The organism is Caulobacter endophyticus (genome assembly GCF_029543245.1).
Lineage (GTDB): Bacteria > Pseudomonadota > Alphaproteobacteria > Caulobacterales > Caulobacteraceae > Caulobacter > Caulobacter endophyticus_A.
Map to the genome: position 1 here is coordinate 1 of NZ_JARQWV010000037.1, position 18,711 is coordinate 18,711.

Genomic DNA, 18,711 nt, shown 5'->3' on the forward strand with positions numbered 1-18,711 from the left:
TGTGGGTGGGGGGGGGGCGCCCTCCCTACTCCTCCCCCCCCCTCACTGGGGGGTGGGGCGTCGCCACGGGGGGGGGGGGGCCGGCCGCGCGCGGCGCTCTTTCCCTCGCCCCCTCCGTCACGGCGCGTATCCGCACCGCGCCACCTCCCCCGTTGCACGGGGGAGGAACTAGAGCCCCTTGCCGACTATCCGACTGGCGGTCAAACATCCCGCCCCCGGGAGGTCCTATGTCCGAACCCATCGCCCATCCGGCCCGCAAGGCGGCGCTGGGCTTCATCTTCGTCACCGCCCTGATGGACGTGCTGTCGCTGGGGCTGATGATCCCGGTGCTGCCCAGCCTGGTGAAGGAGATGGCCGGCGGCCAGACCGACATGGCGGCCCAGTGGACGGCGGCCTTCGGCATGGTCTGGGGGACGATGCAGTTCTTCTGCTCGCCGATCCTGGGCATGATGTCCGACCGCTTCGGACGGCGGCCGGTAATCCTGATCTCGATCTTCGGCCTTGGGATCGACTACATCTTCATGGCCCTGGCCCCGACCCTGTGGTGGCTGTTCGTCGGTCGCATCATCCATGGGGCCACCGCGGCCAGCTTCTCGGCGGCGGGCGCCTATATTGCCGACGTCACGCCCGAGAAGGGGCGGGCCAAGGCTTTCGGCCTGATCGGCGCGGCCTGGAGCGTCGGCTTCATCGCCGGTCCGGCCCTGGGCGGCCTGCTCGGCAAGATCGACCTGCACCTGCCGTTCTGGGTGGCCGCGGCCATGGCCCTGCTGAACTGGCTGTACGGCCTGCTGGTGCTGCCCGAATCCCTGCCGCCGGAAAAGCGCATCGCCCGCTTCGACTGGAAGAAGGCCAATCCCGTCGGCTCGCTGAAGCTCCTGGGCTCGCATCCCGACCTGCCGCGCCTGGGCGTGGTCAGCTTCCTGATGCAGCTGGCCCATAACGCCTATCCCAGCGTCTTCGTGCTCTACACCGGCTATCGTTATGGCTGGGACACCGCCCAGATCGGCCTCTTGATGATGCTGTCGGGCATATTGGGCGTGATCGTCCAGGCCCTGCTGATTGGGCCGATCGTCGATCGCCTGAAGGAGCGCGGCGCGGTGATCGTGGGCTTGGTCTGCTTCGTCGTGTCGTTCGCGGTGTTCGCCTTCGCGCCCAACGGCTGGATCTTCGCTTCGGGCCTCGCCGTCAGCGCCTTCTCCGCCCTGATCCAGCCGGGGCTGATGGGTATGATGACCAAGCGGGTCGGGCCCAGCGAGCAGGGCCAGCTGCAGGGCGCCAACTCGGCGATCATGGGGCTGACGGCGATCATCGGCCCAGCCCTCTACGGCCTGTCGCTGGCCTTCGCCGTGCGCCACGAGCAGACCCTGCACCTGCCGGGCCTGCCGCTGGTCATCGCCGGCCTGCTGGCCCTGGGCGGCCTGATGGTCATCTTGAACACCCGCCGCGCCCGTCCGGCGGCGGTCGCGGAACCGGGCCTTGATCCCGCGCGCTGAACGCCTTGATTGCGCCCGAAAACTTCGCTGTTTAAGGGGCGAGAGCGCGTGCCTGGCTCTCGCTGGCCGGGCGCGCCGCAAGATCTGACGGAGCTATCGACTTGTCCAAGCCCGCCCTTCGCGTCCTGCTTCCGACCCTGGCCCTGCTGGCCGCCTGCTCGGATCCGGCCTCGCGCAGCCAGGCCCAGTCCATCCCGGAACTCGCCCAGCCCACCCGCAAGGCCCCCACCGACCCGGGCTCGATGAAGTCGTCCTTCGCCCCGGTGGTGAAGAAGACGGCCCCGGCCATCGTCAATGTCGCCAGCCGCCGAGTCGTCCAGCGCCAGCAGTCGCGCGACCCGTTCTGGGACTTCTTCATGGGCGGGGCCGGCGGCACGCCGCGCGCCCAGGTGCAGGGCTCGCTCGGTTCGGGCGCCATCGTCCGCGCCGACGGGGTGATCATCACCAATCACCACAACATCGAGAACATGAGCGACATCACCGTGCAGCTCGCCGACCGGCGCGAGTTTCCGGCCACGGTGCTGCTCGACGACCCGCGCTCGGACCTCGCCGTCCTGAAGATCGACACCAAGGGCGAGCGCCTGCCCACCATCGCCATCGACGACCAGGAGCAGCTCGAGGTCGGCGACCTGGTGCTGGCCATGGGCAACCCGTTCGGCGTCGGCCAGACCGTCACCAACGGCATCGTCTCGGCCCTGGCCCGCACCGACGTCGGCGCGGCCGAGTTCGGCAGCTACATCCAGACCGACGCGGCCATCAACCCGGGCAATTCGGGCGGCCCGCTGGTCGACATGGACGGCGATCTGATCGGGGTGAACACCTTCATCATCTCGCGCTCGGGCTCGTCCAGCGGCGTCGGCTTCGCCATTCCGGCCGCCGTAGTCCGCCAGGTGGTTTCGACCGCGCTCGGCGGCGCCCACAGCGTCGTGCGGCCGTGGCTGGGCGTGCGCGGCCAGCCGGTCACCGGCGACCTGGCCAGGAGCCTGGGCATGACCACGCCGCGCGGCGTGCTGGTCTCCGACGTCTATCCCGGCGCCTCGGCCGACAAGGGCGGCATCAAGGAAGGCGACGTCATCCTGTCGATCGACGGCCAGGCGGTGAACGATGAAGGCGGCGGCGCCTTCGCCATCGGCACCCACAAGATCGGCGACCGCGTTCCGGTGCAGATCCGCCGCGGCGACCGCGAGCAGACCCTGACCATCCGCGCCGAAGCCGCGCCCGAAACGCCGGCCAAGGACGAGCGCACGATCAGCGGTCGCAACCCCTTCGACGGTGCGACGGTGATGAACCTGTCGCCCGCCGCCGCCCAGGACATCGGCGCCGACGCCTTCGCGGGCAAGGGCGTCCTGGTCACCAAGGTCGGCCAGGGCTTTGCCCTGAACGCGGGCCTGCGTCCCGGCGACTTCGTGCGCGAGGTCAACGGCAAGGCCATCAACACCACGGCCGACTTGGCCGCCGCCACCCGCGGCGACGCGGCGACCTGGAACATCGTGATCGAACGCAACGGCCAGCGCATCGCGGCCCGCTTCCGGACCTAGACGCCTTCGACCCTCTCCCTTCGGGGAGAGGGTTTCCGCTGACCGCGGAACCCCCTAAATCTCCACCCATGTCCGATCTCTTCCAAGCCGCCGGCATCGCGCCCCACGCGCCCGCGCCGCTGGCCGACCGCCTGCGTCCGCAAAGTCTCGACGAGGTCGTGGGCCAGGAGCATCTGCTGGGCCCCGACGGCCCCATCGGCCGGATGGCGGCGGCCCACCGCCTGGCCTCGATGATCCTGTGGGGGCCGCCCGGCACCGGCAAGACCACGATCGCCCGCCTGCTGGCCAAGGCCGGCGGCTATGAGTTCATGCAGATCTCGGCGGTGTTCTCGGGCGTCGCCGACCTGAAGAAGGCCTTCGAGCAGGCTCGCATGCGCCGCCAGTCGGGGCAGTCGACGCTGCTGTTCGTCGACGAAATCCACCGCTTCAACCGCGCCCAGCAGGACGGCTTCCTGCCGTTCGTGGAGGAGGGGATCGTCACCCTGGTGGGCGCGACCACCGAGAACCCCTCGTTCGAGCTCAACGGCGCTCTGCTGTCGCGCTGCCAGGTGTTCGTGCTCAAGCGGCTGGACGAAACCTCGCTGGAGGCCCTGCTGGCCAAGGCGGAAGCCGCCGAGAACCGCAAGCTGCCGGTCGACGCCGAGGCCCGCCAGGTGCTGATCGCCATGGCCGACGGCGACGGCCGCTATCTGCTGACCCTGACCGAGACCCTGCTGTCGATCGGCACGGACACGCCGCTGAACCCCACCCAGCTGGGCCAGTTGCTGCAGAAGCGCCGCCCGGCCTACGACAAGGACCGCGAGGAGCACTACAACCTCATCTCGGCCCTGCATAAGTCGGTGCGCGGTTCGGATCCGGACGCGGCGCTCTACTGGCTGGCGCGGATGCTGGAGGGCGGCGAGGACCCGCTGTTCATCGCCCGCCGCCTCGTACGCATGGCTTCGGAAGACATCGGCGCGGCCGATCCGCTCTCCCTGCTGCTGACCACGGCCGCCAAGGACGCCTACGACTTCCTGGGATCGCCGGAGGGCGAGCTGGCCCTGGCCCAGGCCGTGGTCCACATGGCCAGCGCGCCCAAGTCCAACGCCGTCTACACCGCCTACAAGGCCGCTCGCCGCGCCGCCAAGGAGACCGGCAGCCTGATGCCGCCCTCCCATATCCTCAATGCGCCGACCAAGCTGATGAAGACCCTCGGCTATGGCGACGGCTACGCCTACGACCACGACGTCGAAGGCGGCGTCTCGGGCCAGAACTACTTCCCCGACGGCATGGCCCGCCCGAAGTTCTACGAGCCCAAGCCGATCGGCGCCGAGGCCAAGGTCAAGGATCGCCTGGACCACTGGAACCAGCTGCGCCGGGGCGGAAAATAGGTTCCTTCTCCCCTTGCGGGAGAAGGTGGCGCGAAGCGTCGGATGAGGGGTTGCACGGCGCGTCCGTTGCGTATCAATGCGGCCATGTCTGAGAGACCCCTCATCCGACCGGCTCGCGCCGGCCACCTTCTCCCGCAAGGGGAGAAGGATGACTAAGGTTCGCCGTCCGCCCGCGCAAGCCAAGCCGAAAGCCTCCGACACCCCGATCGAGCTGACGCCCGACGAGATCGCCTTCATGCGCTCGCTGGTGATCCACGAGGACGACAGCATCTTCGTGATCAACAAGCCCGCAGGCCTCTCCAGCCAGGGCGGCCGCATCAAGGCCCATACGCTGGACGATCTGCTGTGGGCGCTGGCCCGGCGCGACCGGCCGCGTCCGCGCCTGATCCATCGCCTCGACCGCGACACCTCGGGCGTGATCCTCACCGCCCGCACCAAGCCGGCGGCGACCTTCCTGGGCAAGGCCCTGATGGGCATGCGCTTCCGCAAGACCTACCTGGCCATCGTCGCGCCCGGCGCGCCCGAGCCGCGTGGCGGCCGGATCGACAGCCCCCTGCGCCGCGAGTCGATCGGGCGCGAGGCCTATATGCGGGTCTGCGAGCCGGATCATCCGGACGCCGAGGCCGCCCGCAGCCGCTATCGCACCCTGGCGGCCAACGCTCAGGCGGCCCTGGTCGAGCTGTCGCCCGACACCGGCCGCATGCACCAGCTGCGGGTCCACATGGCGTCGATCGGCCGGCCTATCGCCGGCGACAGCCGCTATGGCGGGGCGCTGGTGCTGGCCGGGGCGCCCGTGCCGCGCCTGATGCTTCACGCCGCCCGGCTGGTGTTCCCGCACCCCGAGGGCGGCGAGCGGCGCATCGAGGCCCCGCTGCCCGACGACTTCAAGGCCGTGCTGGAAAAGCTGGACTTGGCGCTTCCGGAACGTTGAACTTGGCCGGGCCGTTTGAGAGCCAAGGGAGAAACGCCATGAAGACGCCACTCGCTCTTGTCGCCTGCGCCCTGGTCCTCGGGGCCTGCGCCACCGCCCAGCCCACGGTCTATCGTCCGCAAGCCGCCGCCACCGACGTCGGCTTCGCCCAATACAAGATGGAGGACGGCCGCTATCGCGTAACCTTCCGGGGCGGACCCGGCGCGCCCGTCGGGCAGGTGACCGACTACGCCCTGCTGCGGGCGGCCGAGCTGGCCCTGGCCGACGGCTATTCCTGGTTCCGGGTCGCCGATCGGATCACCCAGTCGACCGGGGGAGGGGGCGGTCCCACCTTCTCGGTCGGCGGCGGCTCGGGCAGCTACGGCCGTCGCTCGGCCGTGGGTCTTGGCGTCGGCACGAGTTTCAACCTCGGCCCCAAGCCCGCGCTCAGCACCACGCTGGAAGTCGTGTTCGGCAAGGGGCCGCGTCCGCCCGGCGAGGCCTACGACGCCCAGAGCGTCGTCAACACCATCGGCAAGGGCATGGGCCGCGTCTGAGACCGCAGGCCGGTCTCAGCGGGCCGGCTAAGCCGCGTTGCGCGCCGCGTACGGATGCGCTGCGCGCAGCGAGGCGTGGCTGAGGCCGGCGGTCTCGGCGGCGGCGAAGTAACCTTCGGCCGGCAGGCCCTGCAGGCTGACCATCGGCGCCAGGCCCCGGGCTTCGCGACCGAAGGCCATGATGTCCATGGCGATCTTCTCGGCCGGACCGCCCAGGTCGCAGGCGTCCAGCGTCAGGCCGGCCAGGCGCGCGTCGCGCAGGTGCTTGAAGGCTTCCTTGTCGGGCGGCACGCGAGCAATGACGCCGCGGGTCAGGGCCTTGAGCAGGCCGACCACTTCCAGCAGGCGGCCGGCGGGCGTGCCGCGGGTGACGTCCACCAGTTCGATCATCACGCCGCCGCGCAGCAGGGCCAGAGACAGGCCCGCAGTGCCGGTCAGCAGATCGCGGCCGCGCTGGGTGCCCAGGGTGCGGAACGAGGCCGGCAGGATCAGGTCGGGGCGCTCGTTGCCCTGCGCCGCCTTGGCGAAGGCCGCGCCGTAGCGCAGCGTCGCCTCGTCGATGAAAGCGATGTCCTTGTCGGCCAGCTTGGTGATCGCGCGGCCGCTGATCGAGCGGCCGGTGCCCAGGTGGGTGACGATCGGCTCGACGCGGATAGCCGTAGTGACGTTGCGGCGCAGGCCGATGACGTGCTCCAGCGCGAAGTCGACGCGCAGGGCCGCGCCGCCGCTGGTGGTGAAGGCCACCGGGGTGCGGCGCATCTCGTCGCTGACGTCGATGTCGGTGCGGAAGGGCGAGCGCTCGGAGTCGCGGCGAGCGCGAGCGGCCAGCACGACGGCCGGATCGATCGTACGGCAGACGACGCCGCCGGCCTCGATGCCGATCACCGAGCGCACGCCGATGTCCTTCAGCTCGGCCGCGCCCAGCAGGTGGGTCAGCACGTCCTCGAGGATGCGGATGCTGGCGGCCTGGGCCGACAGGCCCTGGTCGTTGTGCGTGGCGATCAGGAAGTCGTCCTCGCTGACCCGGCCGCGCAGGTCGGCGCGGTCAAGATGTTCGTTCAGCTTGCGCTCGACATAGGTCCAGACGTCGGTGCGCTTCTGGTCCCACCAGTCGCCGGCCCAGCGGCGGATGGCCTTGATGCTGATCACGTTCACGGCGCCGCGGCCGACCAGGTCCGATCCGGCCAGGCGGTTCAGCATCGCCGGCGGCAGGGCCAGGCGTTCGGTCGTGTCGTCCTTGGGGGGCAGGGAGGCGGGCATCTGACCGTGGGATTCGCGAGTGGAGCCTCTAGGTTGCGCCCACCGCCGTTAACCCGCCGTGCAGGAACAGGGTTGAGGCAGTCTTTACCCTTTCGGCAAAACCTTGTCCGGCAAGACTCTTTCTGGTTTCGCGGCGTTAATTTTGTGCGCTGCGGGATCGAACGGGCGGGGGCGTGGGCGCATCACCCTTGCGACGCATCGACCGCCTTGCTCGCCCCGGCCTTGGCGTTCGGCGCCGCTCGGCGCATAAGGGGCCCATGAACAAGGTGCTTCTCGTCGCCGTGGGCGGCGCCGCCGGCTCCGTCGCCCGCTATCTGGTGGGTACGGCCGCGCTGCGCTGGATCGGTCCGGGCTGGCCCTGGGGCACGCTGACCGTCAACATCGTCGGCGGTTTCCTGATGGGGGCCGTCACCGGCTGGCTGGCGTTCCGCTCGGCCGGGCAGCAGGAGACCTTCCGCGTTCTGCTGGCCACCGGCGTGCTCGGGGGCTTCACCACCTTTTCGGCCTTTTCGCTGGAGACCGCGCTCATGATCGAGAAGCGCGCCTACGGCTCGGCCCTAACCTACACCGCCGTCAGCGTGATCCTTGCGCTGTCGGCCCTTTTCGCGGGCCTCACGCTTGCCCGCAGGATGTTCGCATGAAGGAAGTTCGCACCCTGTACGTCGACGGGGGCGAGGACGGGGTCCGCCTCGACCGTTGGTTCAAGCGCCGCTGGCCGCACCTGAACCACGTCCAGCTCAACAAGCTGTTCCGCTCGGGCCAGGTCCGGGTGGACGGTTCGCGCGCCAAGGCCGACACCAAGCTGGCCGCCGGCAGTCAGATCCGCGTGCCGCCTCTGCCCGACGCGCCCGATCCGGCCGACAAGGGCAAGCTGTCGGCGCGCGACATCGCCTACGCCCGCTCGCTGGTGCTGTACGAGGACGAGGACGTCCTGGCCCTCAACAAGCCGGCGGGCCTGGCCGTGCAGGGCGGCACCAAGACCACCAAGCACATCGACAAGCTGCTCAGCGCTTGGGGCGAGGGCGTCGATCGTCCGCGCCTGGTGCACCGCCTCGACCGCGACACCTCCGGCGTGCTGTTGCTGGGCAAGAGCCCGGCCGCGGCGGCCAAGCTGTCGGGCGCCTTCGCCAAGCGCAAGGCGCAGAAGACCTACTGGGCTATCGTCGTGGGCAACCCGCACCCCACCGAGGGCGTGATCGAGCTGCACCTGGCCAAGCGCGGCGTCAACGATCGCGAACTCGTCGTGCCCGCCGATCCGAAGGACAAGGACGCCTCGCCGGCCGAGACCGAATTCGTCACCATCAGCCGCGCCGGTCCGCGCGCGTCGTTCATGGCCCTGCGTCCGCACACCGGCCGCACCCACCAGCTGCGCGCCCACATGAAGGCTATCGGCCATCCGATCCTGGGCGATCCGAAGTACGGCGACGAGAAGTCGGCCCCTCTGTCGGAAGGGCTGAAGCTGCAACTGCACGCCCGCTCGATCCTGCTGCCGCACCCCAGCGCCGGCATGCTGCACATCGAGGCTCCGCTCAGCCCCGAGATGCAGGCCGGCTTCGCCAAGTTCGGCTTCTCCGAGGACGAGGCCGACCAGAACCCGTTCGCTCGCCGGCAGACCAAGCGGCGATGAACCAAGGCCTGGTCCAGCAAGCCTGGGACCTGCTCGGCCGCGGCCAGGCCGAGCAGGCGGTCGCCCTGACGGCGGCCCGCGCAGCGCGGCCGACGGCCATGCCGGGCCTGCTGATCGTGCATGCCGCCGCCCTCAAGGGCCTGGGCCGTCACGCCGAGGCCCTGCCGTTCAACGAGCGGGCGGCGCGTGGCGCGCCGCAGGACAAGCTGGCCTGGTACAATCTGGCCGCCACCAACGGCGACCTGGGCCGCCAGCCGGAGGCGGAAGCGGCTGTTCGCAAGGCCATGGCCCTGGGGCTGGACGCGCCCGAGGCCTGGCTGGTCCTGGCCCGCGCGGTACACTTCCAGCATCGCTACGACGAGGCCGAGGCCCTCTTCCACGGCGCGATCGCGCGCCGTCCGGCCTTCGTCGACGCTCATCGCGACCTGGCCCAGCTGCGCTGGATGCGCACCGCCGATCTCGACCACGCCCTTGCACCGCTGAAGGCGACCTTGGCGCGGCAGTCCGATCCGCGCCTGCTGCACGTGCAGGCCGTGGTCGAGGAGTTCGCCGGCCGTCTGCCCCAGGCGCTCGACACCCTGCGCACGGGCCTGCGTCGGCATCCGGGCGACCTGCATCTGCTGGTCACCGCCGCCCACGCCGCCGCCGAACTGGGAGAGACGGCCGAGGGCCTGGCCCACGCCGAGGCCGCCGCCCGCCTGGCGCCGGGCGCCGCCCCCGTGCTCAGGAGCCTGGCCGAGGCCCTGCTGGCCGTGGGCGACGCAACGTCCGCCTCGGCGGTGGCGGGATCGGTGCTTGAGGCCTTCCCGTACGATCAGCATGCCCTGTCGCTGCAAGCCGTGGCCTGGCGGATCCTCGGCGATCCCCGCTATGGCGCGCTCTACGACTACGGCGCCTTCGTGCGACCCTACACCCTGCCGACGCCGCAGGGCTGGAGCGACCTCGAAAGCTTCCTGGCCGACCTACGCCGGCGCCTGGGGCAGATGCACGACCTGAAGACCCATCCGCTGCAACAGTCGCTGCGCGGCGGCGCCCAGGTGCAGTCGCTGCATACCTCGCCCGAACCGATCTTTCAGGCCTTCTTCGCCAGCGCCCGCGCCACGGTCGAACGCTACGCCGCCGAGATCGGCGAGGGCGACGATCCGCTGCGTATCCGCAAGACTGGCAGGGCGGTGGTTCAGGGGGGCTGGTCGGTCAGCCTCAAGCCCAACGGCTTCCACACCGACCACGTCCACCCGCAGGGCTGGGTGTCGTCGGCCTTCTACATCGACCTGCCGCCGGGCGTGGACGATGAAGGCAAGCGCGAAGGCTGGATCAAGTTCGGCCAGCCCGGCTGCGTGACCGCGCCGAAGCTGGAGGCCGAGCATGCCGTCAAACCCACCCCGGGCACGCTGGTCTTGTTCCCGTCCTACATGTGGCACGGCACCGTGCCCTTCACCGGCGACACGCGCCGCCTGACCATGGCCTTCGACGCGGTTCCGGGGTGAGGGGCTTGCAGTCTCTCGACCCTCTAGGTTGTTTCCCTCGCCCTCGTGGCGAGGGCCCATGCCAGTGACCGCTCAGAACTTGGCCCGATGTCTGGTGTTTGAGCAGGCTGAACCATGGATCCTGGGCACGAGGCCCAGGAAGGCTGTAGAAAAAAACGTCTGTGATGAGGTTCCTCAAACCAGCCCCGTCACCGCCTTGGCTCCGGCGCTGTCGACGAACACTTTCTTCTCGACGGCCGCCCGGTCCACGCCCAGGTGGTCGACCAGCACGCCCTTGAACAGGCCGCGCATGTCCAGCGTCGGCGCCAGGTCGCGGTTTTCGTAGAGGGCAGTCTCCGACAGCGTCGGCCAGTCGCCGATGATCCCGCCGCGTTTCAGCGCGCCGCCCAGCACCAGGGCGGTCGAGCCCGTACCATGGTCGGTGCCGCCGGTGCCGTTGGCGCGGGCGGTTCGGCCGAATTCGGTGACCGCCACCACCACCGTGTTCTTCCACTCCGGGCCCAGCCCTTGGTGCAGGCCGTCCAGCACGGCGTCCAGATAGGTCAGGCGCGTGGCGATCTGGCCGACCTGGCCCGCATGGGTGTCGAAGCCGTCCAGCGACAGAGCGGCGATCTGTGGGCCATCGGCCTGGCGCATGAAGCCCGCCAGGGTCGAGCCCAGCTTGCGGGCGGCCTCGCGGCCCTGGCGATTGTCGGCGGGACGGCCGCCAGGCTGGTTCATCCGCGGCGCGCTCATGGTCGGCGTCGACGCCATCATCATGCCGGTCTCCGCCGCGGGGGCAGGGGCGGGGGCCAAAGCCGTCATCGCCGCCTGGGCCATGGCCTCGGTCTCCAGCCCGCGGGCGAAGGCCGGACCCAGCAGCGGGTCGCCCTTGTAGAGGTCCTGCAACAGGGTGGGCAGGCGCGCGGCCTCGTCCAGACCCTTGCCCGGCGACCAGCTGGCGGCCTGCACCTTGCCGCGCAGGATCAGCGGGGCGGTGGTCCCCACCGACAGGGCCTCGGTCTTGCCTGGGCCCATCACTTCCAACGTGCGGTTCAGCCAACCGCTGTCGGCGCCGTAGACCTTGGCCTCGCCGGTCTCCAGCACGTCCTGAGCCTCGAAGTGCGAGCGGGCGCGGTCGGGCGTGGCGATGGCCGGGGCGATGCGGGCCTGGCCCTGTTTGGCCAGGGCGTGGACGCTGGTCAGCGACGGATGCAGGGCGAAGGTTTCGTCCAGCTTCAGCGCCTCTTCCGGCTTGATGGCGATGGCGCCGCGCAGGGCCTGATAGCCGGGATCGCCGATCGGTGGGGCCACCGACAGGCCGTCCATGCCGCCGCGGCAGACCACCACGATCAGCTTCTTGGCGCCGTCGGCGGCGTGGGCCTGGCGGCCGACGAAGCTGACGGCCACGCCCAGGCTGGCGGCGGCGGCCATGAACGAGCGGCGGGACGGCGAGGGGGAGCGGTCGGTCATCGGCGTTGGAACTCCGGACTCATCACCAGCAGGGCGAAGGCTTCGCGGCGGGTTTCGGCGCGGGCGACGGCGCGGGCCGTGGGCTCGGAGAGCCGCGCGCCCAGCGCCGAGCGGGCCAGGACGTCGGGATCACGGGTGTCGGCCACGGCGGCGGCGAACCCTTGCGTCCACTGCATGCGCTTGACCAGGCCGTCGGGCGAGGCCCAGGCCCCGGCCTCGTCGGGCCAGCCCTTGGGCGAGGGCGGATAGAACGGCTTCTGGCCCAGGCTGGTCAGGATCGGGTTCAGGCGTTCGAAGGCGGCGGGGCGTCCGCCGACCGCGCGCCAGGTCGAGATCACGAACTCGTACGGCGTCTTGATCTTGGCCGGGGTCGGTTCCCAGGCCTCGGGCGCGGCGATCAGGGCCTTGGCCACCTCGTCGAGCCGGCCGTCGGTTTCGATCCAGCGGGTCTCCAGACGTTTGACCAGGGCCGGCGGCGGATCGTCGGCGACGAAGTGGCGGGCGATCTTGCCGCACACGTGGCGGGCCGTGCGCGGATCGGCGGCCAGGGCCTTCAGCACCGAAACGCCCTGGTCCTCGCCGCCTTGCGCATAGGCCTTGCCGAGGATCGAGCGCGCGCCCGGCTCGTGGGTGTTGGCGCGGAACACGAAGGCGCCGACGTCCGGGTCCTGGGCGCGGCCGATGCTGAAACCGGTCAGGGCGCGGGCGAACTCGGTGACGTCGGCCTGGCTGTAGCCGGCATCGACGCCGACCGTGTGCAGCTCCATGATCTCGCGGGCCAGGTTCTCGTTCAGCCCGGTCCGCCGGCCCTTGCGCGACTGGTAGCGGGCGGCGGGGCTGCCCGGGCCTACCGATTGGGCCTGGTCCAGATAGGTCAGCATGGCCGCGTGGGTGCTGGCGGCCAGCAGCATGTCCTCGAAGCGGCCGAAGGCGTGCGGACGGATGGCCTCGCGCTCGAACGGGCCGATGACGATCGAGGTGGCCTGCTTGGTCTGCGAGACCGTGAAGTGGTTGGCGAAGAACAGCGCCCAGCGCTCGCGGAAGGCCGCCTCGGTGTCGGCAGCCAGCTGGGCGCGGCTCAGGAAGTCGTTCGTGGTCTTCTGGCGGATGTAGCGCTGGACGTCCTTCTGAGCCTCGGACTTGGCGTTGGCGCTGGGAGCGGCGTCGACCAGCGGGATCGGCTTCATGTCGTCGCCGGCGACCATCCTGGCGTCCTGGCGGGCGGCGCGGCGTTCCTGGCGCAATTCGGCGAAGGCGGCGTAGCGCACGGGCGCGCTCTCGCCATCGTCCTTTGGAATATCCGCGCCCTCGCGGCGGACCTGGTCTTCGAGGAAGCCGCGCGGATCGCCCCGCGCCGCCTCGATCTCGCCGGGGCGGGCGCCCAGGCCGAAGCGTGTGGCGGCGATGGCGGCCATCATGTCCTTGGACGGCAGGCTCAAGCCGGGCTCTCCCTTGCGATATGGCGTCCGATCGACCATTCAACGCACGTGGCGCGCAAGTCCGTCGCCAGCTTCCCGTGAAAATGAGCCGTTCCCGTGTCCGACAAGCCTGACCTGATCGAAAAGCCGCGCCGCTTCTACAAGGCCGCGACCGCCGGCGACGCCAAGGACGGCCTCTATCCGGTGCTGCTGGACGGCCGCACGCCCAAGTCGCCGCAGAAGAAGCCGCTGGCCCTGCCGACCCTCGCTTTGGCCCAGGTCGTCGCTGACGAGTGGGAGGCCCAGGAGAAGGTCATCGACTCCACGGCCATGCCGGCCACGCGCCTGGCCTTCACCGCCATCGACCGCATCGCCGAGACGAGGGCCGAGGTCGCCCGCGAGGTCGCCGCCTATGCCGGCTCGGACCTGCTCTGCTACCGCGCCGATGGCCCCACGCCCCTGATCGAGCGGCAGGACCGCGAATGGGGCGCGATGCTGGATTGGGCCAAGGCCGAGCATGGCGTGGCGCTGGAGCCGATCACCGGGATCATCCATGCTCCCCAGCCGCCTGCGACCCTGGCCGCCGTCGAGGCCCTGGCCCTGACGCTGGACGACTACAGCCTGGCGGGCGTGGCCTATGCCGCGGGCCTCTTCGGTTCGACCGTGCTGGCGCTCGCCCTGCGCGCCGGCCGCGTCACCGGCCAGAAGGCGCTGGACCTGTCGCGCCTGGACGAGATCTATCAGGCCGAGCAGTGGGGCGACGACCACGAGGCCGTCACCCGCGCCGCCAACCTCGCCGTCGAGGCGGCCGTGCTGGAGCGGTGGTTCGCCGCCCTTCGTCGCTGAGGCCGGGCGAGTGAAGAGCGCGCTGGTCTACGTCCTGGCGGCGATCTGCGAGATCGGCGGCTGCTTCGCCTTCTGGGCCTGGCTGCGGCAGGGACGTTCGGCGCTCTGGACCATCCCCGGCGTCCTCGCTTTGGTCGCCTTCGCCTGGCTCCTGACCCGCGTCGAAGCCGAAGCGGCCGGACGCGCCTTCGCGGCCTATGGCGGCATCTACATCCTGTCGTCCATCGTCTGGATGCGGACGGTCGAGCAGGTGCGTCCCGACCGCTGGGACCTGATCGGCATGGCCGTCTGCCTGGCGGGCGCGGCGATCATCCTGTTTGGACCCAGGACGGCCTAGGCCCGAAGCCTTGCCAGCCCCGCCGGGGCTCTTTACGCCTTTGGTTCCAGTCCCTGCTTGGAGCCGAAGACCTTGCAACACATCCTGGAAGAGCTGGAGCGTCGTCGCGAGCAGGCGCGGGCCGGGGGCGGCGAAAAGCGGGTGGCCAGCCAGCATGCGAAAGGCAAGCTGACGGCGCGCGAGCGGATCGAACTTCTGCTCGACGAAGGCTCGTTCGAGGAGTTCGACATGTTCGTCGAGCACCGCGGGACCGAGTTCGGCATGGCCGAGCAGAAGGTGCCCGGCGACGGGGTGGTGACCGGCTGGGGCACGATCAACGGCAAGGTCGTCTACGTCTTCTCCAAGGACTTCACGGTGTTCGGCGGGTCGCTGTCGGGCGCCCATGCGGCCAAGATCGTCAAGGTCCAGCGCCAGGCGATGAAGGTCGGCGCGCCGATCATCGGCCTGTTCGACGCGGGTGGGGCGCGTATCCAGGAGGGCGTCGACAGCCTGGCCGGCTATGCCGACATCTTCCTCGAAAACACCCTGGCCTCGGGCGTCATCCCGCAGATCAGCGTGATCATGGGCCCCTGCGCCGGCGGCGACGTCTATTCGCCGGCCATGACCGACTTCATCTTCATGGTGAAGGATACGAGCTACATGTTCGTCACCGGGCCGGATGTGGTGAAGACCGTCACCAACGAGGTGGTCACCGCCGAGGAACTGGGCGGCGCGCGCGTTCACGCCGCCAAGTCGGGCGTCGCCGAAGGGGCGTTCGAGAACGACCTGGAGGCCCTGACCCAGGTGCGCCGCCTGATCGACTTCCTGCCCTCGTCCAATCGCGAGAAGGCCCCGATCCGCCCAAGCTTCGACGATCCCCATCGCCAGGAAGCCAGCCTCGACAGCCTGGTCCCCGCCGATCCGGGCAAGCCCTACGACATGAAGGAACTGATCCTGAAGATCGTCGACGAGGCCGACTTCTTCGAGATCTCCAGCGAGTGGGCCAGGAACATCGTCTGCGGCTTCGCGCGGATGGACGGCCAGACCGTCGGCGTCGTCGCCAACCAGCCGCAGGTGCTGGCCGGCGTGCTCGACATCGACAGCTCCAGAAAAGCCGCCCGCTTCGTGCGCTTCTGCGACGCCTTCGAGATCCCGATCGTCACCCTGGTCGACGTGCCGGGCTTCATGCCGGGCACCAAGCAGGAGTACGGCGGCCTGATCAAGCACGGCGCCAAGCTCCTGTTCGCCTATGCCGAGGCCACCGTGCCGAAGGTCACGCTGATCACCCGCAAGGCCTATGGCGGGGCCTATGACGTGATGAGCTCCAAGCACCTGCGCGGCGACTTCAACTACGCCTGGCCCACCGCCGAGATCGCGGTGATGGGGGCCAAGGGCGCGGTGGAGATCATCTTCCGCCAGGAGGCCAAGGACCCCGAAGCCCTCGCCGCGCGCGAGGCCGAGTACAAGGACCGCTTCGCCAACCCGTTCGTGGCCGCCTCACGCGGATACGTCGACGACGTCATCATGCCCCACGGCACCCGCAAGCGCATCGTCCGCGCCCTGCACTCCCTGAAGGGCAAGGTGCTGACCAACCCCTACAAGAAGCACGACAACATTCCGCTTTAGCCCAAGCGAACCTCCCCCTCTGGGGGAGGCGGCCGAAGGCCGGTGGGGGGCCGGTTTCAGCTTCCGAGACGGTCGCCAGGCCCGCGCCCACTCCCCCCACCGATCGCTTCGCGATCGCCTCCCCAAAGGGGGAGGCTCCCTTTACGCCCTCCGATAACATTGATCCCCAACATCGCTTCGTGGTTGTGTACTCCCTTGATACTTCGGGGGAGGGGGCCATGAAGACGATCCATTGGGCGCGCGGGATGGCCGTGCTCTGTCTTGTCGCCGCGCTGGGGCTGGGGACGGCGCAGGCCCAGATGACGGCTCCCAATCCGCCGTTGCAGGACGGGGTCGTGACCTTCTCGGCTCCGCCCGCGACGCCAGTCCCTCAGCCCTCAGATGCTGGAACCGGCCTGACCGGCGAGGCCCAGGACCGCGCCGAGGCCGCCGACCTCTCCGAGCTCGAATACGAGACCATCTTCCGCATCCTGTTCGGCGTGCTGGCCATCGCGGTGGTGCTGGAGTCGGCGCTGGCGGTGTTGTTCGGCTGGCGCGTCTTCCAGAACCATTTCAGCAGCCGGGGCCTGCGCACCCCCGTCGCGGTGATCGTCGGCTGGCTGGTCGCCCACGGCCTGAAGTTCGACGTGGTGGCCTCGCTGTACCAGGCCCTCTACGGCGGACAGGGCGAGGTCTCGCCGCTGGGCGGGCTGGGCGTCTTCATCACCGGCCTCGTGCTGGCCGGCGGCAGCGCCGGGGTGAACAACATCCTCAAGGCCCTGGGCTTCCGCCGCATCGGCCCGGCCGAGGGCGCGACGCCGCGTCCGGCGGCCACCGAGGCCTGGTTCAGCGTCACCCTCCAGCGCAGGGACGCCGTCGGCCCCGTGCAGGTGCTGCTGCTGACCGACGCCGGCCCCGCCGTGCTGGTCGGCATGATCAGCGGCAAGACGGCCCCGCCGCCCTGGGCGAGCGACTTCGTCTCCAACGACATGCGCTTTCCGCCGGTGGCCGGTCACGTGCTGACGCCGGGAACCACCTACACCCTGCGGCTGGCGGGAACCGACAAGGCCGGCGCCCCGGTCCAGAAGGACTGGGGGCCGTTCACCCCCGGCGCCGGGGCGATCATCAACGTGTCGCTGACGCTCTGACGGCTAGATCCTGAGCCGGGCCTCGGCCAGGTCGAGCTCGCGCGTCAGCTTGGACTGGATCGCCCCGTCCACGGCCCGCTGGCGCAGCAGCGTGTGCAGGGCCTGCCGCTCGGCCTGTACGGCGATCAGGCGAACCTCCTTCTCGAAGCCCCGGCCGCGGCGGGCGGCCAGCGCCACTTCGCCTGTCTGGGTCAGGCCGTCCAGGCGGTCGCGATAGATGTCGACCACCCGGGCCGAGGCCGTCTGGAAGTCGGCGTCGGCGGCGTGCGGCGAGGACGACTGCATGTGCTCGATCGCCTGGACGGCGGCGATCGCCAGGGTCGCCCGGGCGCGCTCGGCGTCCTCCAGGCCCGCCGTCTCGGGCGGCAGCTGCAGGTTCTTCATCAGCAGCGGCAGGGCGATGCTGGAGATCAGCAGCGACAGCACGATCACCCCGGCCGCCAGGAAGATGGCCAGGTCCCGGGCCGGGAACGCCTCGCCCGCGGCGGTGACCAGCGGCAAGGTCAGCACGCCGGCCAGGGTGATGGCGCCGCGCGCGCCCGCGCAGGCCGTGGCGGTGATGATCTTCCAGTCCGGACTGGCGCGGTCCTCGCCCCGGCGGCGGGCCCGCAGCAGGGTCAGCTTCAGCGACCCCCAGACCCAGGCGAAGCGCAGCACGCCAAGGCTCAGCGTGATGGCGACGACATAGATCGCCAGCCACCAGGGCTCGTGGTGGCCGGTGGAGCGGACGGTCTCGACCGCCCCGGCCAGGATCGACGGCAGCTGTTCGCCCAGCAGCACGAAGATCACGCCGTTGGCGGTGAATTGCAGCGTGTCCCAGACCATGTTGCGGCGAACGCGCGTGGCGGCCACGGTCTGGCGGGCGACTTCCGAAAAGCTCATGGCTACGCCGGCGGCGACGGCGGCCAGGATGCCCGAGGCGTGCACCTTTTCGGCCAGCAGGTAGGCGGCGAAGGGGATCAGCAGGCTGACCAGGGTCTGGGGGCCGGCGTCCTCGGCGCCGGCGCGGGTCAGCCAGGCGTTGAGGGTGGTGACGACCAGGGTGGTGACCACGCCGATGGCGATACCCGCCAGGGCCACCCAGGCGAAGTTCAGCACCGCCTCGTGCAGCACGAAGCTTCCCGTCAGGGCCGCGGCGATGGCGAAGCGCAGGCAGACGAGGCCCGAGGCGTCGTTCAGCAGCGACTCGCCCTCGAGGATGTGCATCAGGCGCTTGGGGATCGGCACCCGCTGGGCGATGGCCGACACCGCGATCGGGTCGGTGGGCGAGATCACCGCGGCCAGGGCGAAGGCCACGGCTAGCGGCATGGACGGGATCATCCAGTGGATCAGGAAACCCACCCCGACCACGGTCAGCACCACCAGCCCCAGCGCCAGCTCCAGGATGATCGGCAAGTCCTTGAAGAACTCGTCCTTGGGAATGCGCCAGCCGTCGAGGAACAACAGCGGCGGCAGGAACAGCAGGAAGAAGAGGTGCGGGTCGAGCGAGACCGGCGTCTTGGTGACCATCGCGATCAGGGCGCCCAGGCCGATCTGCACCAGGGGCGCGGGGACGGCGAGGGGGAGGAACCGGGCGGCCGCGCCGCTCAGGACGACGGCGGCCAGAAGGGCCAGGACGATCTCGACAGTCTGCACGCTCACCTCATCACCGTTTGGGTGGAGTTACCCTAGGGTGATGCGTCCA

The 18,711-nt window shown here is 70.2% G+C and carries 16 protein-coding genes and 1 pseudogene; 13 read left to right on the forward strand and 4 right to left on the reverse strand.

What is annotated here, in order from left to right; translation table 11 throughout:
- Positions 1-52: 52 nt before the first annotated feature.
- The 6 genes and pseudogenes from P7A99_RS25290 to P7A99_RS23800 form a co-directional block, all read left to right on the forward strand.
- A pseudogene (locus P7A99_RS25290) lies at positions 53-166 on the forward strand (TPM domain-containing protein); the annotation flags it as partial.
- A gap of 61 nt (positions 167-227) precedes the next feature.
- The gene (locus tag P7A99_RS23780) at positions 228-1,493 is read left to right on the forward strand and encodes a TCR/Tet family MFS transporter (protein ID WP_277796191.1); all 1,266 of its coding nucleotides are present in this window, start codon (positions 228-230) and stop codon (positions 1,491-1,493) included.
- A gap of 101 nt (positions 1,494-1,594) precedes the next feature.
- Entirely contained in the window at positions 1,595-3,031 is a 1,437-nt protein-coding gene (locus tag P7A99_RS23785) for a Do family serine endopeptidase (protein ID WP_277796192.1), read from the forward strand.
- A 68-nt stretch (positions 3,032-3,099) separates the two neighbouring features.
- Complete coding sequence (locus P7A99_RS23790) at positions 3,100-4,401, forward strand: replication-associated recombination protein A (RefSeq protein ID WP_277796193.1); 1,302 nt, start codon at positions 3,100-3,102, stop codon at positions 4,399-4,401.
- 148 nt (positions 4,402-4,549) lie between these two features.
- Positions 4,550-5,332 (forward strand): RluA family pseudouridine synthase, encoded by a 783-nt coding sequence (locus P7A99_RS23795; RefSeq protein ID WP_277796194.1) that lies wholly within the window; start codon positions 4,550-4,552, stop codon positions 5,330-5,332.
- 38 nt (positions 5,333-5,370) lie between these two features.
- Positions 5,371-5,868, forward strand: coding sequence for a CC0125/CC1285 family lipoprotein (locus P7A99_RS23800; protein ID WP_277796195.1), 498 nt, complete (start codon positions 5,371-5,373; stop codon positions 5,866-5,868).
- Between the two features lie 27 nt (positions 5,869-5,895).
- Here P7A99_RS23800 and P7A99_RS23805 read toward each other — a convergent pair whose 3' ends face one another.
- On the reverse strand, positions 5,896-7,128 hold the full coding sequence (locus P7A99_RS23805) for a hypothetical protein (RefSeq protein WP_277796196.1): 1,233 nt from the start codon (positions 7,126-7,128) through the stop codon (positions 5,896-5,898).
- Positions 7,129-7,385: 257 nt separating this feature from the next.
- On the opposite strand from P7A99_RS23805, the gene crcB reads away from it, so the two are divergent.
- Genes crcB through P7A99_RS23820 form a run of 3 tightly spaced genes read left to right on the forward strand, consistent with a single transcriptional unit; the run spans position 7,386 to position 10,242 of the window.
- Positions 7,386-7,769, forward strand: coding sequence for a fluoride efflux transporter CrcB (gene crcB, locus P7A99_RS23810; protein ID WP_277796197.1), 384 nt, complete (start codon positions 7,386-7,388; stop codon positions 7,767-7,769).
- Positions 7,766-8,755, forward strand: a complete 990-nt coding sequence (locus P7A99_RS23815; RefSeq protein WP_277796198.1) for an RluA family pseudouridine synthase — start codon at positions 7,766-7,768, stop codon at positions 8,753-8,755. Before crcB ends, P7A99_RS23815 begins: the two co-directional genes overlap by 4 nt.
- A complete protein-coding gene (locus P7A99_RS23820; RefSeq protein WP_277796199.1) occupies positions 8,752-10,242 on the forward strand; it encodes a putative 2OG-Fe(II) oxygenase in 1,491 nt (496 codons plus the stop codon). The genes P7A99_RS23815 and P7A99_RS23820 overlap by 4 nt, the downstream gene beginning before the upstream one ends.
- 174 nt (positions 10,243-10,416) lie before the next feature.
- Here the strand turns inward: P7A99_RS23820 and P7A99_RS23825 are convergent, their stop codons facing one another.
- Together P7A99_RS23825 and P7A99_RS23830 are read right to left on the reverse strand one after the other, a co-directional pair.
- Positions 10,417-11,694: a DUF1501 domain-containing protein gene (locus P7A99_RS23825; RefSeq protein WP_277796200.1), complete on the reverse strand. Its 1,278-nt coding sequence runs from the start codon at positions 11,692-11,694 to the stop codon at positions 10,417-10,419.
- Complete coding sequence (locus P7A99_RS23830) at positions 11,691-13,133, reverse strand: DUF1800 domain-containing protein (RefSeq protein WP_277796201.1); 1,443 nt, start codon at positions 13,131-13,133, stop codon at positions 11,691-11,693. The genes P7A99_RS23825 and P7A99_RS23830 overlap by 4 nt, the downstream gene beginning before the upstream one ends.
- A gap of 96 nt (positions 13,134-13,229) precedes the next feature.
- Here P7A99_RS23830 and P7A99_RS23835 point away from each other — a divergent pair, with 96 nt between their 5' ends.
- The 4 genes from P7A99_RS23835 (at position 13,230) to P7A99_RS23850 (ending at position 17,027) form a co-directional block, all read left to right on the forward strand.
- Positions 13,230-13,958 (forward strand): ATP12 family chaperone protein, encoded by a 729-nt coding sequence (locus P7A99_RS23835; protein WP_277796202.1) that lies wholly within the window; start codon positions 13,230-13,232, stop codon positions 13,956-13,958.
- A 10-nt stretch (positions 13,959-13,968) separates the two neighbouring features.
- Positions 13,969-14,295 (forward strand): YnfA family protein, encoded by a 327-nt coding sequence (locus P7A99_RS23840; protein ID WP_277796203.1) that lies wholly within the window; start codon positions 13,969-13,971, stop codon positions 14,293-14,295.
- A gap of 72 nt (positions 14,296-14,367) precedes the next feature.
- Positions 14,368-15,900 (forward strand): acyl-CoA carboxylase subunit beta, encoded by a 1,533-nt coding sequence (locus P7A99_RS23845; RefSeq protein WP_277796204.1) that lies wholly within the window; start codon positions 14,368-14,370, stop codon positions 15,898-15,900.
- A gap of 218 nt (positions 15,901-16,118) precedes the next feature.
- Positions 16,119-17,027, forward strand: coding sequence for a hypothetical protein (locus P7A99_RS23850; RefSeq protein ID WP_277796205.1), 909 nt, complete (start codon positions 16,119-16,121; stop codon positions 17,025-17,027).
- 3 nt (positions 17,028-17,030) lie between these two features.
- Here the strand turns inward: P7A99_RS23850 and P7A99_RS23855 are convergent, their stop codons facing one another.
- A complete protein-coding gene (locus P7A99_RS23855; protein WP_277796206.1) occupies positions 17,031-18,662 on the reverse strand; it encodes a Na+/H+ antiporter in 1,632 nt (543 codons plus the stop codon).
- Positions 18,663-18,711 lie beyond the last annotated feature (49 nt).

Bases quoted from the DNA above. Each gene is read 5' to 3' on its own strand.
- P7A99_RS23780 (WP_277796191.1), top strand. From the start codon at position 228: ATGTCCGAACCCATCGCCCATCCGGCCCGCAAGGCGGCGCTGGGCTTC.
- P7A99_RS23790 (WP_277796193.1), top strand. From the start codon at position 3,100: ATGTCCGATCTCTTCCAAGCCGCCGGCATCGCGCCCCACGCGCCCGCG.
- P7A99_RS23795 (WP_277796194.1), top strand. From the start codon at position 4,550: ATGACTAAGGTTCGCCGTCCGCCCGCGCAAGCCAAGCCGAAAGCCTCC.
- P7A99_RS23800 (WP_277796195.1), top strand. From the start codon at position 5,371: ATGAAGACGCCACTCGCTCTTGTCGCCTGCGCCCTGGTCCTCGGGGCC.
- P7A99_RS23805 (WP_277796196.1), bottom strand. From the start codon at position 7,128: ATGCCCGCCTCCCTGCCCCCCAAGGACGACACGACCGAACGCCTGGCC.
- crcB (WP_277796197.1), top strand. From the start codon at position 7,386: ATGAACAAGGTGCTTCTCGTCGCCGTGGGCGGCGCCGCCGGCTCCGTC.
- P7A99_RS23815 (WP_277796198.1), top strand. From the start codon at position 7,766: ATGAAGGAAGTTCGCACCCTGTACGTCGACGGGGGCGAGGACGGGGTC.
- P7A99_RS23820 (WP_277796199.1), top strand. From the start codon at position 8,752: ATGAACCAAGGCCTGGTCCAGCAAGCCTGGGACCTGCTCGGCCGCGGC.
- P7A99_RS23825 (WP_277796200.1), bottom strand. From the start codon at position 11,694: ATGACCGACCGCTCCCCCTCGCCGTCCCGCCGCTCGTTCATGGCCGCC.
- P7A99_RS23850 (WP_277796205.1), top strand. From the start codon at position 16,119: ATGAAGACGATCCATTGGGCGCGCGGGATGGCCGTGCTCTGTCTTGTC.